12 protein-coding genes are annotated in these 12,337 nt (G+C 64.3%); 5 read left to right on the top strand and 7 right to left on the bottom strand.

Features of this window, described 5'->3' with window-relative positions:
* The coding region (locus KMAL_RS17345; RefSeq protein ID WP_219811426.1) for a hypothetical protein at positions 1–255 on the bottom strand (255 nt) is incomplete at its 3' end.
* A gap of 94 nt (positions 256–349) precedes the next feature.
* The gene (locus KMAL_RS14730; RefSeq protein WP_167400073.1) at positions 350–2,572 is read right to left on the bottom strand and encodes a prolyl oligopeptidase family serine peptidase; all 2,223 of its coding nucleotides are present in this window, start codon (positions 2,570–2,572) and stop codon (positions 350–352) included.
* 246 nt (positions 2,573–2,818) lie between these two features.
* Between KMAL_RS14730 and KMAL_RS14725 the strand changes: the two genes are divergently transcribed.
* Together KMAL_RS14725 and KMAL_RS14720 are read left to right on the top strand one after the other, a co-directional pair.
* Positions 2,819–4,513: a DUF885 family protein gene (locus KMAL_RS14725; RefSeq protein ID WP_110096321.1), complete on the top strand. Its 1,695-nt coding sequence runs from the start codon at positions 2,819–2,821 to the stop codon at positions 4,511–4,513.
* A 214-nt stretch (positions 4,514–4,727) separates the two neighbouring features.
* Positions 4,728–5,255 carry a GIY-YIG nuclease family protein gene (locus KMAL_RS14720; RefSeq protein WP_110096320.1) on the top strand — a complete coding sequence of 176 codons (528 nt, stop codon included), beginning with the start codon at positions 4,728–4,730 and terminating at the stop codon, positions 5,253–5,255.
* Positions 5,256–5,344: 89 nt separating this feature from the next.
* Here KMAL_RS14720 and KMAL_RS14715 read toward each other — a convergent pair whose 3' ends face one another.
* A complete protein-coding gene (locus KMAL_RS14715) occupies positions 5,345–5,530 on the bottom strand; it encodes a hypothetical protein (RefSeq protein ID WP_110096325.1) in 186 nt (61 codons plus the stop codon).
* A 325-nt stretch (positions 5,531–5,855) separates the two neighbouring features.
* Positions 5,856–6,635, bottom strand: a complete 780-nt coding sequence (locus tag KMAL_RS14710; RefSeq protein WP_110096319.1) for a LexA family transcriptional regulator — start codon at positions 6,633–6,635, stop codon at positions 5,856–5,858.
* A gap of 204 nt (positions 6,636–6,839) precedes the next feature.
* Between KMAL_RS14710 and KMAL_RS14705 the strand changes: the two genes are divergently transcribed.
* The 3 genes from KMAL_RS14705 to KMAL_RS14700 all read left to right on the top strand — a co-directional run bounded on the left by KMAL_RS14705 (position 6,840) and on the right by KMAL_RS14700 (position 8,057).
* Complete coding sequence (locus KMAL_RS14705) at positions 6,840–7,325, top strand: phosphate-starvation-inducible PsiE family protein (RefSeq protein WP_110096324.1); 486 nt, start codon at positions 6,840–6,842, stop codon at positions 7,323–7,325.
* A 143-nt stretch (positions 7,326–7,468) separates the two neighbouring features.
* Positions 7,469–7,645, top strand: a complete 177-nt coding sequence (locus tag KMAL_RS17340; RefSeq protein ID WP_167400074.1) for a hypothetical protein — start codon at positions 7,469–7,471, stop codon at positions 7,643–7,645.
* A 217-nt stretch (positions 7,646–7,862) separates the two neighbouring features.
* Positions 7,863–8,057: a hypothetical protein gene (locus tag KMAL_RS14700; protein WP_110096318.1), complete on the top strand. Its 195-nt coding sequence runs from the start codon at positions 7,863–7,865 to the stop codon at positions 8,055–8,057.
* Between the two features lie 108 nt (positions 8,058–8,165).
* On the opposite strand, the gene KMAL_RS14695 is transcribed toward KMAL_RS14700, so the two are convergent.
* From KMAL_RS14695 to KMAL_RS14685, 3 genes are all read right to left on the bottom strand, one after another.
* A complete protein-coding gene (locus tag KMAL_RS14695) occupies positions 8,166–8,741 on the bottom strand; it encodes a GNAT family N-acetyltransferase (protein WP_110096323.1) in 576 nt (191 codons plus the stop codon).
* Positions 8,734–9,738: an oxygen-dependent tRNA uridine(34) hydroxylase TrhO gene (gene trhO / locus KMAL_RS14690; RefSeq protein WP_110096317.1), complete on the bottom strand. Its 1,005-nt coding sequence runs from the start codon at positions 9,736–9,738 to the stop codon at positions 8,734–8,736. The genes KMAL_RS14695 and trhO overlap by 8 nt, the downstream gene beginning before the upstream one ends.
* Positions 9,739–9,823: 85 nt before the next feature.
* Positions 9,824–12,337: AAA family ATPase (locus KMAL_RS14685; protein ID WP_110096316.1), on the bottom strand; the 2,514-nt coding region annotated here is incomplete at its 5' end.

Raw genomic sequence — 12,337 nt, 5'->3', positions numbered from 1 at the left:
CCGCCCACGAAACAGGGCGCAGACATCCAAAGGTTTTTGGTGAAGCTTTTTCCAAAAAGCTTCAAAAGAACGCCGCCTTTTTGAAAAAAGCCGGCACCCAAAAACTTTCATGACCTTGCCCGCTTTTCCAGACGCCGGGCCTGTCGCAAAAAAACCGCCCACGAAACAGGGCGCAGACATCCAAAGGTTTTTGGTGAAGCTTTTTCCAAAAAGCTTCAAAAGAACGCCGCCTTTTTGAAAAAAGCCGGCACCCAAAAACTTTCATGACCTTGCCCGCTTTTCCAGACGCCGGGCCTGTCGCAAAAAAACCGCCCACGAAACAGGGCGCAGACATCCAAAAGCTTCGCCCCTACTGCGCAGGCGTCACCGCACCCTGCGGATGGAGGAAGCGGTCAAGGAACCGCGCCAGTTGCGTATAGGCAAAGCGCGTCTGCGGCAGGTTTTCCATATCCCATGGGTGGTTCGCACCCGGCAGGGTGACGAGGTCGAACATCTTGCCCTGTGCGATCATGCGCTGTGTCATCGCCATGGTGTCGGCATACAGCACGACCTCGTCGCGCGTGCCGTGGATGATCATCAGCGGGTCACGCAGGCCCGCCGTCTGGTACAAGGCCGACTGCCGCTGGTACCGTGCGGGGAAATCATGCCCCGAGGGCGGCCCCATGATCCATTCCTGTTCGGGATAGGCATGGGCGACATTGCTGGCCGGTGCGCCCGCCACGCCCACGGCATAGAATCCCGGCTTGCGGAACAGCGACATCAGCGTCATCAGCCCGCCATAACTCGACCCCCAGATGCCGATGCGCGCCGGATCGGCATAGCCACGCGCGACCATAGAGCGCGCGCCGTCCTGCAGGTCCTCGATATCCAGCGTGCCGTACTGCCCCAGCATCGGCCGGTTCCATGCCTTCCCCCGGCCAAAGCTGCCGCGGATGCCCGGATTGATGACGATATACCCGCGTGAGACCAGATACTGGTCCAGCCCCCATGTCGGATGCGCGTTGCGCCCGCCCCACTGGTCACGCACCGCATCGGAATAGACCGACCCGACAACCATGGGATAACGGCGGCTGGCGTCGTAATCGGGCGGCAGCATGACACGCATCGTCAGTTGCGCGCCGTCCACATGACTTTTGTAATCCAGGTACCGCACATCCGCCCACCGCCGCGCCGCAAACGCCGGCAGGGGGGAATGCGTCACGCGGGCAAAGGACGGCGTGCCGGTGTCGAGTGCCGCGACATACAGTTCGGGGGGCGTGGAATCGTTGCTGAACCGGTCGGCCACATGGGCAAAATCGGGGGAGAACACGACTTCATGCGTGCCATGGGTCCGGGTGACGAGTTCAGGCGTCCCGCCCCCCATCCCGACGCGATAGACCTGCCGCTGCGCATAGCCCGCCTGGTTGGAGGTAAAATACAGCTGCCCATGGACCGGGTCCGCCACGAAGGATTCGATTTCCCACGCGCCCTGTCCCGGCACATCGCGCACGATGGGACGCGGCTGCGCCCCGGCCGTGGGGATGTGATAGAGGCGGTTGTATCCGTACCGGTTGGTCAGCAGCACCAGACCCGGCGCATGCGGCGCCCATGCCACCTGCCAGTCGGGGCGGACCTGCGCGGGGTCGGCAAAGCGGTAGAAGACCTGCCGCCGTCCATTGAGGGCGTCATAGACATCAATGGCGTGATGCTTGATCGTCAGGTCGCTTTCATTGACGAACAGGGAACGTCCGTCCGGCGACAGGCCGAAATTCCACACCGGGTCCTGCCCATTGTCGCGCGCCATCCAGCGCGGCGGCCCGCCCGCGACATCGACAACCCCCACCGCGAACGCGGTATCAGGGTCACCGGGGAAGGCACGGATCACATGGTCGTGGTGCGCCTGCCCATCATGGTCGTAATCGATCTCCACCTTATGGACGGCGCGGTTGTCGGCCATGACGACGGCAATGCGGTCCGACATGGGGCTCCATTCGATCCGCTCCACCCCGTCTTCCGCCGTGCCGGGGACGATGATGCGCGCGGGCGTGGACGCCCTGCGCCCCATGTCACGCAGCCACAGCGCCCCGTCCGACACGAACGCCAGCCACCGCCCGTCGGGCGAGGGCGCAATCAGCCCCACCCCATGACGCACGAGGTCCAGCATCCCCACATGGCCGTGCATGTCCGCCACCCGCAGCGCGCCATCCATCACAAACGCCACGCGCCCGTCCGCCAGCCATGCCAGTTGCGACACGCCCGCGCCCCCGGCCTTCGCACGGTTGCCCTCGCCCATGTGCGTCACCTGCTGCACCACGCCGGTTGCGGCCTCGTACACCCAGATGTCACGAAACGCCGTGCCGTGGTCGTTCCACGCAAACGCCAGGCGCGCGCCATCGGCCGACCACGCATAATGTTCGGGCGAGGTTCCGATGACGCTCTGATCCGCATACAGCCCCGCAATCGTCAGCGGTGCGGGACCATGCGGCGCAGGCGTGGCCGACAGCGCAGGGGCCGCCGCCAGCAGGGACGCCAGCAGCAGGCCGGCGTGCAGTCGGCGTGATCCATGGCGGGTGTCATGACGTGTCGTTTTCATCATGGCCCATGTAACGGCGCGCGGGCGCGCATGGCAATATCGTTTCTTCCACGTTAAGTGGTATTGATAAAAGTAATAAAAGTTTTTGGTGAAGCTTTTTCCAAAAAGCTTCGAAAGACGTCGCCTTTTTGGAAAAAGGCGACACCCAGAAACTTTTATATATTTTGATGGATCAGGGCGGGAATTGACACCCCGTATCCCCTGCGGGCAACGTGGGACCTCATGTCGTAACGATCGGGAACAGGAATGCTGCAGGAAATTCTCAAGCGCCGCACGACGGCCCTGCTGTGCGCGGGGGCCATGGTTTTGTTGCCACAGTGCAACATCATGGCCACGCCGGCCCATGCCGCAAGCGCGCAGTTGCAGTCGCTGTTCACCGACTGGCGCGCGCTCGCCACGCCGGAGCAGCGCGACGGCGCGCCGGATTATGGCGCAAAGGCCCTGTCGCATAAAAAAGACGGCCTGAAGAAGATGCAAAGGCGTCTGGCCGCGCTGGACCGTACCGGATGGACGACGGAGGACGATATCGACGCGCGCCTGATCGCGGCCGAGATGAACGGGCTGGATTTCGACCTGCGCGTGCGGCGCCCGTGGGCGCGTGACCCCGGCTATTTCGCCACCATCTTTGCCGAGGAAAGCGACGTCCCCGCGCATGAAGGCCCCTCGGCCGACACGATCGACCTGTTCCACTACGACTATCCGCTCTCGCCGCAGGCGGCATCGGACCTTGCGGCGCGCCTGTCGGGGGTGCCGGTGCTGCTGGAACGCGCGCGCGGGTGGCTGGCGAAAAGCAATACCGCCGATTTGTGGAAATACGGCGACCGCGAATTCCGGCGGCAGGCGAAGGTGCTGGAAGCGTTGCTTGACGGGTCGCTGAAGATGCGCACGCTGGAGGGGCAGAAGGCCGCGACCCTTGACGGCGCGGGCGCGCCAGTGCGCGAGGCGGCGCAGAAAGCGCTGGCGGCGACACGGGATTTCGCGGACTGGATCGCGCAGGAAGCCCCGCACAAGACCGGCCCGTCCGGCGTGGGAAAGGCGAATTACGACTGGTACATGAAGAATGTGCAGCTTGTCCCCTACAACTGGGATGAACAGGTCGTCCTGCTGCGCCGCGAACTGGAACGCGCGCAGGCGTCGCTGCGGCTGGAGGAGCTGCACAACCGCAACCTGCCGCCGCTGAAACCTGTTGATAATGCCGTGGCCTATCGCAAATACGCCACGACGAAGATGCAGCAGTTCACCGATTTCATCATCAAGGCCGGACTGGTGCCGGACCAGCCATATTACCGCGCGGCGATGGCGGCGCAGACGCTGGATTACACCCCGCCGGAGGACCGCAATTTCTTCCTCAAGGTCACGGCGCTGGACCCGTGGCCACTCTATTCCCATGACATCCACTGGACCGAGCTTGCACGGATCAAGGACGATCCCAACCCCGACCCGATCCGCCGTGGCGCGCCGCTGTTCAACATCTATGCCGCGCGTTCCGAAGGGTTCGCCACCGCGTACGAGGAAATCGTGATGCAGGCGGGCCTGTATGACCACGAACCGCGGGGGCGCGAACTGGTGTGGATCATGCTGGCCAACCGTGCGGCGCGGGGGCTTGCGTCGCTGTATGTGCAGGCGAACCGGATGGACCTGGCCACGGCGGGGCGGTTCCATGCGTCGTGGACGCCGCGCGGCTATTCCGATCCCAACAACTCCCTTGTCGGGTTCGAGCAGCTGCTCTACCTGCGCCAGCCCGGATATGGCACCAGCTATGTCACGGGCAAGCTGATGTTCGACCAGCTGATCTCCCGCCAGGCGCATGAGGCGGAGGCCGCGGGCCGCCCGTTCGATGTCCGCACCACCTTCGCCGGCATCGCCGCGACCGGCATCGTGCCATGGCCGCTGGTGGAAGAAGCCCTGATCCCGGCCAGGGCACTGGCGGACGCGCCGTAAGTAGAGAAGTTTTTGGTGAAGCTTTTTTCAAAAAGCTTCGAAAGACGCCGCCTTTTTGAAAAAAGGCGGCACCCGGCAGGCGCGGGAACGCAATGCCTGTCGCGGATGATTGTGAACGCGGACAGGGCGGTCTAATCTGGGGGTCTGCATGCCTTCCCCAAACGGCACTATCGGGGAAGGCCACAGGTTGTCGACAGTTGGTAGGAATAATGTAATGCAGTATCAGGTGCATGGTCCGTTCTGGTCACCCCGGTTCCAGAGCGAGGCAAGCGCCGGGGCCATGCGGGCCTTTTGGGACGAGATGGAGGAAATGACGCCGGGGCTTCCCCGCGCCATCGGCGTATATGTGTTCTCCACATGCCATGGCCAGACATACACGCCCTGGTATGTCGGCAAGACAAACGCAATGGCCGGTTTCCGTGGCGAGATCTTCCAGAACCACAAGCTCAGCCACTATGTCAGCGCAAGCGAACGCAAGCGCGGGTATCCGGTCATCCACCTGATCGCGAAAATTGAGCCTGTCAGGGGCAATTTCTGCAAGGCCTCCCAACAATCCGGCCGGGAGATCGATGAACTTGAAACCGTGATGATCGGCATGGCGCTGCGGGCCAACCCTGACGTCTGCAACTCGAAGAAAACATGGTTCAACCGCACATGCCAGGTGCCGGGCATCATTGGCGACACCCTGACCGGTCGCCCGTCGGACGCGGTCATGACATTGCGGAACACGCTCAAGCTATAACGACGGACACCACCACCACGTCCGGCCCATAAAAAAACAGGGCCGGACCCTTTCGGACCCGGCCCTGCGTGCCTTGCGCGGTATGGCGATCAGGCGACGGTGCGGCCGTCTTCCTTCGCCAGTTCCTTGATGCGGCGCAGGAAGGACACGGCGTAGTCCTCGGCTTCCATCTTGGAGGAGAAGCCGCCGAACGTCGCCGTCAGGCCGCCCACGCTCACGCTGATGGAGAACTTGCCCTGCGCGTCGGGGCCCTGCGTTTCAACTGTCTTGCTCATGTGCATTATCCCATGGTTCATGACGGGCCATTTCCGGCCTGTTCCACATAATATGGGGACGAACATCACGCATATCCATGCCGCCGCCTGCATGACTGCGCGGTGCAGGCAGCATATGGATGCTTGATCGAAATCATGGAAACGCGGCAGCGCAGCCTCAGGGGCCTTCCCCCACCAGAGGGTCATACCCTTTGGAAAGGCTGCGTTGTCGTTAAGTGTCGGTTGTGACACTCGGGGCGCCGCCCTGAAACCCGCCAAAGGGCATTGCCCTTTGGAAACCATGACGTGTCAGTGAATTGGGGTGCGGGGCCAGTGGTCCCACGGCCTATTTCCACACCCACTTGCCCACGACGCGGCCATTGATGACCAGTTCCGAGGCATCGACCTCATCCATGGGATAGGTCGGGTTGACACTGATGATGCGGATGCGCGGCGGGTTGGAATTGGGCACCAGCATCAACTGCTTCAGCACGACGCCCAGCCCGTTCCACAGCACATACACCCCATCGGGCGACGGCACGCGGTGCGCGGTATCGACCATCACGCGCTCCCCCGCCATGAAATCCGGCTCCATCGAATTGCCCGCCACCCGGATGATCACCAGCGCGGACGGGTCGGAGACGTAGTTTTCAACAAATGCGCGCGGCATGTGCCACGCGGCGATGCTGGCATGGGATTCGCCCGCGCCGCAGTCGGTATCGCCCACGATCGCGCCGCTGCCCGCATGGGGGGAAATGTCGTATTCGTTAATCGTCACCGTCCCGTCCGCATTGCGACGCGGCGCCTGCGCGCGCGTGGCGCGTTCGATCCCGTCATTCAGGTCCGACCCGCCGGGAATGACCCCCGACAGGGCCCAGACCTCGCCCGGGGAAATCGGCGGGTCCCCACGCTCGCTCAGCAGCGGGACAAGGCGGCGGACCAGGTCGACCGGCAGGTATTCCTTCTTCTGCTTGGTCTCGTAAAAGGAATAGGTGGAAAACCTGTTCCCCATCCCCAGGTCCTGCGCCAGCGCGCGGATGCTGTAGCCCGCACGTTCACGCAGCGCCTTCAGCCGTTGCGAGACAGGCAGGTGTTCCGGGCCGGGCGGGGAGGAGGAAGATTGCATGGCGAATGTCTTGTCCGATCAGGGCAGGCGATGTCCACCCCCATGCAGGAGGGCGCGCCTATTTTCACCCGATCCCGCCCCCGCGCAAGGGCACCCGCCGCCGATGGCGGGACAGGGGGCAGGCGGCGTGATAGGATGGATGGCCCGGCGCCGGCCCGCAGGCCGCGCCTTCCCCTTCCCCCACACCAGGAGCGTATGCGCCCGATGATCACCCGCCTGCCCGGCCTGTTCCGGATTTCCCACCTGTTCGACCTGTTCGAGGAAGGCGTCATGCTGGTGCTGACGCTGCTGATTGTCGTGATCGCGGGGGTATCGCTGGTCCATGTCGTGATCGCGGTGGGGCAGATGCTGCTGGGCGCGGGCATGACGCCCACCAGCCCCGAAGTGATCCAGAGCATCTTTGGCATGTTCTTCACCGTGCTGATCGCGCTGGAGTTCAAGCACTCGATCCTCGTCCTGCCCGATGCGCAGCCCCACAGCATGATCCGCATGCGCTCCGTCCTGCTGATCGGGATGCTGGCGACGGTGCGCAAGTTCATCGTCCTTGACCTCAAGGAGGTGAACGTCATGGAAATGCTCGCGCTGTCGGCCTCCATCCTCGCGCTGGGCATCGTCTACTGGCTGGTCCGCCCGCAGCAGCAGCAGTCCACGCCCGAAGACATCCCGCACGACCCGGCCGTGCATGAATGATGAACGTCGGGGGGCGGGCGTTTCATGCCCCGGCACGCCCGAACCCACCTGCAGGGGGCCATGCGATCACGGCTTCTTGACGTAAGGACGGGGGGCGGCTTTGCTTGGGGCAGGGACCAATCGCCACAGACAGGAGGGACACGATGGCTTTCAAGGACGGTGATGTCGTCATGGTGCGCAAGGACGCGGTCGCGGACCCGAAATGGGGCGGGACGCGCGGCACGGTGGTGGAGATCATCGACAACGGGCAGATGCGCGTGCGTTCGGACCAGACTGGCGATGACAAATGGTTCACCCCGGATCAGGTCGTATCCGGCTGACACGGCCGCCCCTGCCGGGCGGAAACGGGGCGTGGCGCCGGGCCGCGCCCTTTTTTCATGCCTTCTTCCCTGCCGGCCTATGGTTGCATGCGCGGCGCGGATGCGGGCCATGTGCTGGGTGCGGGGCGGCTTGGACGCGACCTGCGGCATGATGATAGGATGATGCCCGGTTGCCCGCTGTCGGGATGGACCGATGGAGGCATAAGGCAGGAACACGATGGATCGCGGCAAGATTGTAAAATGGGGCACCATCATTTCGCTGCTGCTCATGATCGGCAGCGTCGGCGTGCTGGTGCGCGGCATGACGGCCGAAGGGATCGGGCCCATGGCATGGATGGTGGCCGAAGGGCTTGCCGGCCTCGGCCTGCTGGGCCTTGGCATCATCAACGTCACCGGCGGTCGCGACAGGTAGGGCCGATGTGAAAAAAGGCGGCCCACAGAACAGGACGCAGAGGTCCAGAAGTTTTTGGTGAAGCTTTTTTTCAAAAAGCTTCGAACACCCCCATCCCTTTGAAAAAAACTACGCCGCGCGCCCCGCCGGATCATCCGACAGGATGGCCCAGCGTTCATGGTCGCGCCATGCGCCGTCGATGAACAGGTAGCGCGGGGAAAACCCCTCGCACCGGAACCCCACGCGCCGCACCAGCGCCAGCGACGGCAGGTTGGCGGGCTGGATGTTGGCTTCCAGCCGGTGCAGGCCCATCATGTCGAACGCATGGCGCACCGTCATGCGCAGCGCCTGCGTCATCAGCCCGCGCCGCGCCTGCGCCTTCATCGCGTAATAGCCCAGATACGCGCTGCAGAACGTGCCATGGACCACCTGGCTCAGCGTCAGCACGCCCACCACGCCCTGCGCCCCCGCCATGTCGTCGCGGCGCGCGACCAGCGCGACATTGGACCCCGTGACCACCTGATGAAACCACTCCGCAAAGCCGTCATGGTCGGTAAAGGGCGCGACCCATGGCGCATGGAAATCACGGCTGGCGAGGTTGCAGGCCACAAGGTCATCGGCATCCATGCGCGTCACGGGCGCAAGGAGCACCCCCGTATCGTGCGCGCGCCCTTCGCGCGGGTCGGGACGGGCGGGGTCATCCATGGCCGTCCCCCCCACCCCCGTCGCGCGCGGGTGCCGCGCCAAGGTGGCTTTCGCCGCGCGCCTGCGCCAGGCGGGCCTGGCGTTCGCGTTCGGCGTAACGCGCGCGCTGGGCCGCGTCACGTTCGTCATGGCAGGCGGGGCAGCTGACCCCCGGCACGTAATGGGGCGAGGACTGGTCCGCCACGCTGACGGGCATGCGGCAGGCATGGCACAGCGCATGGGTGCCGGGGCGCAGGTCGTGCGTGACGCTGACGCGCTGGTCAAAGACGAAGCATTCGCCTTCCCACAGGCTGCGCGCCTGCGGCACGGTTTCAAGGTATTTCAGGATGCCACCGCGCAGGTGGAACACATCGTCGATCCCTTCGGCGCGGACAAAGGCCGTCGCCTTTTCACACCGGATGCCGCCGGTGCAGAACATCGCGATTTTCGGCGCCCGCCCCTGCGACAGCAGTTCCGCGCGCCGGGCGCGGAACCAGGCGGGGAATTCGCGAAACGACCGGGTGGCCGGGTTGATCGCGCCCGCGAACGTGCCGATCGCGACCTCGTAGTCATTGCGCGTGTCGATCACGATGGTATCGGGGTCCGAAATCAGGTCGTTCCACTGCGCGGCCTCCACATACTGCCCGACCTTGCGGCGCGGGTCGATGCCGGGGACGCCCATCGTCACGATCTCGCGCTTGGGGCGCACCTTCATGCGGTGGAACGGCACACTGGCGGCGCGGGTTTCCTTGACATCCATCTGCGCGCAGCCCGGCAGCGCGCGCAGGTGCGCCAGCACATGGCCGATGCCCGCGTCACTGCCCGCGATGGTGCCGTTGATCCCCTCCGCCGCGATCAGCAGCGTCCCGCGCACCCCATGTTCCGCGCACAGCCGCTCCAGCGGCGCGCGCAGGGCAAGGTGGTCGTCAAAGGGGGTGAAGCAGTACAGCGCCGCGATCCGCACCGGCACGGCGGCATCGTCGGGGGGAACGGATGGGGCGGGCGCGGTGCTGGTCATGGGGCGGGAACCCTGAAAACGGGGGTGGGACAACCCCACCGCCATATCAGGGCGCCGCCCGATCGCCAAGCCGCGCGCGCAGGCGTCAGCCCTCGGGGATGTCGACGGCCAGGATCTCGCTGTCGGAAACGGTGCCCGACGCGTCGGCGTTCACGCGGGCGGCAAGGCGCCCCATCGTCGTCTCGAACAGGGTGCGCATGTCGCGGGCATTGCCGAAATCCTCCTTGCGGTTGGCATGGATCCGCTCCAGCAGTGCGAGCAGCACCTCGCGCGCCTCGGGCGTCAGCGTCATCTCGTGCCCGATGCAGCGCTGCTCGAAGATCAGCAGCAGCTGTTCGGGCGTGTAATCGTCGAACGTGATGGTGCGGGTAAAGCGCGACTTCATCCCCGGATTGGCCGCCAGAAACTCCTTCATCGGTTCGGTATAGCCCGCGACAATCACCGCAAGGCGGTCGCGATAGGTCTCCATGTCCTCCAGCAGCTGGTTGATCGCCTCCACGCCGATATCGTTTTCGCCCCATTTGACAAGGGTATAGGCCTCGTCAATGAACAGGACGCCATCGAGCGCGGAACGCACGACCTCCTTGGTCGCGTTCGCAGGCCGCCCCGTCACGAGGGAGGAGCGGTTGGCGGACACCAGCTGCCCCTTCGCCAGCACACCGAGCGCGCGGAAGATCTCCCCCATCAGCCTTGCGACCGTGGTCTTGCCGGTGCCGGGATTGCCTTCAAAGACCATGTGCAGGCTGACAGGCAGGGGCTTGCGGCCCTGGGCGATCTTGCGGCGGTTGAGCTTGACGATGTTGATGAGGCCGCGGATCTCCTTCTTCACCTTCTCCAGCCCGATCAGGCCGTCGAGGTGCTCCATCACGCTCTCGACGTCCTTTGCACCCTTGACGCGCTCGTCGGGGATGTCCCCTTCGGTGATGCACTGCAGTTCCGTGGCGGTGCGCTGTGCCGCGGGGATGGTCATCAGGCGCGCGCCCTGCTGTTTGCAGATGGCCTCGGCCAGGTTGCGCATCTCCCGGCCATTGCCGAACTTTTCATCGCGGCGGCTGTGGATGTCCGTCACCACCGCGAGCAGGCGCGCGCGCGCGGCATCGTCAAGCACCATCTTCTTCGCATCAAGCACGCGCGTGACGATTTCCATCAGTTCGGGCGCGGTATAGTCGGGGAATTCGATTTCGGTGGGAAAGCGCGATTTCAGCCCGTCGTTATTTTCAAAGAACTGGCGCATCTTGTCGCTGTAGCCGGCAATGATGACACACAGGTCGTCGCGCCCGTTCTCCATCATCTCCAGCAGGACGGCAATCGCCTCGTGCCCGAAATCCTTGGGGTCGTCCGGCCGCGACAGGGTATAGACCTCGTCGATGAACAGGACGCCGCCCTTTGCCTCCTCGATCTTTTCCTGCGTGGCCTTTGCGGTCTGGCCGACATACTGCGCCACCAGGTCCTTGCGGCTGCATTCCACCACCCTGTCGCTGCGCAGCAGGCCAAGCTGGTGATACATCTTGCCCACAAGGCGCGCGATGCTGGTCTTGCCCGTGCCGGGATTGCCCGAAAAGACAAGATGCAGCGCCCCGCGCTCCGCCGGAAGCCCCGCCTTGAGGCGTTCCTGGCCGATGCGCGCAAGGTTGAGCAGGTTCCTGAATTCCGCCTTGACGGAATCAAGGCCGACATAGGCGTTGATCTCGTCAAACAGTTCCTGCTCGTTGACCGCCACCGTCCTGACGCGCTCGTCGGGGATGTCCTCTTCGGTGATGCGCTGCAGTTCCGTGGGGGTGCGCTGCGCCGCGGAGAGGGTCATCAGGCGCACGCCCTGCTTCTTGCAGATGGCCTCGGCCAGGTTGCGCATCTCGCGGCCGTTGCCGAACTTGCGGTCGCGGCGGCTGTGGATGTCCGTCACCACCGCGAGCAGGCGCGCGCGCGCGGCGTCGTCAAGCACCATCTTCCTTGCATCAAGCAGGCGCGTGATGATTTCCATCAGTTCGGGCGCGGTATAGTCGGGGAATTCGATGATCGTGGGGAAGCGTGACTTCAGCCCGTCATTATCCTCGAAGAACTTGCGCATCTCGTCGCTGTAGCCAGCGATGATGACACACAGGTCGTCGCGCCCGTTCTCCATCATCTCCAGCAGGACGGCAATCGCCTCGTGCCCGAAATCCTTGGGGCTGTCCGGCTGCGACAGGGTATAGACCTCGTCGATGAACAGGACGCCGCCCTTTGCCTCCTCGATCTTTTCCTGCGTGGTCTTTGCGGTCTGGCCGACATATTCCGCCACCAGGTCCTTGCGGCTGCACTCCACCACCCTGTCGGTCGGCAGCAGGCCCATCTGGTGGTACATCTTGCCCACAAGGCGCGCGATGCTGGTCTTGCCCGTGCCGGGATTGCCCGAAAAGACAAGATGCAGCGTCCCGCGCTCCGCCGGCAGGCCCGCCTTGAGGCGCTCCTGGCTGAGGCGCGCAAGGTTGAACAGCTTTTTGAATTCCGTCTTGACGGATTCAAGGCCGACATAGGCGTTGATTTCGTCAAACAGTCCCTGCTCGCTCAGGGGGGGGCCTCCCTGCGGGGCTGCTGCGGCGGCAGGCGGGGTGGCGGCAGG

This window comes from Novacetimonas maltaceti (assembly GCF_002906255.1).
Classification (GTDB): domain Bacteria; phylum Pseudomonadota; class Alphaproteobacteria; order Acetobacterales; family Acetobacteraceae; genus Novacetimonas; species Novacetimonas maltaceti.
Note: the sequence above shows the minus strand (reverse complement) of the source record. Positions and strands in the feature narration are given on the sequence as shown.

Coding starts and splice junctions, on each gene's coding strand:
- KMAL_RS14730 (WP_167400073.1), bottom strand. CDS start 2,572: ATGAAAACGACACGTCATGACACCCGCCATGGATCACGCCGACTGCAC.
- KMAL_RS14725 (WP_110096321.1), top strand. CDS start 2,819: ATGCTGCAGGAAATTCTCAAGCGCCGCACGACGGCCCTGCTGTGCGCG.
- KMAL_RS14720 (WP_110096320.1), top strand. CDS start 4,728: ATGCAGTATCAGGTGCATGGTCCGTTCTGGTCACCCCGGTTCCAGAGC.
- KMAL_RS14715 (WP_110096325.1), bottom strand. CDS start 5,530: ATGAGCAAGACAGTTGAAACGCAGGGCCCCGACGCGCAGGGCAAGTTC.
- KMAL_RS14710 (WP_110096319.1), bottom strand. CDS start 6,635: ATGCAATCTTCCTCCTCCCCGCCCGGCCCGGAACACCTGCCTGTCTCG.
- KMAL_RS14705 (WP_110096324.1), top strand. CDS start 6,840: ATGATCACCCGCCTGCCCGGCCTGTTCCGGATTTCCCACCTGTTCGAC.
- KMAL_RS17340 (WP_167400074.1), top strand. CDS start 7,469: ATGGCTTTCAAGGACGGTGATGTCGTCATGGTGCGCAAGGACGCGGTC.
- KMAL_RS14700 (WP_110096318.1), top strand. CDS start 7,863: ATGGATCGCGGCAAGATTGTAAAATGGGGCACCATCATTTCGCTGCTG.
- KMAL_RS14695 (WP_110096323.1), bottom strand. CDS start 8,741: ATGGATGACCCCGCCCGTCCCGACCCGCGCGAAGGGCGCGCGCACGAT.
- trhO (WP_110096317.1), bottom strand. CDS start 9,738: ATGACCAGCACCGCGCCCGCCCCATCCGTTCCCCCCGACGATGCCGCC.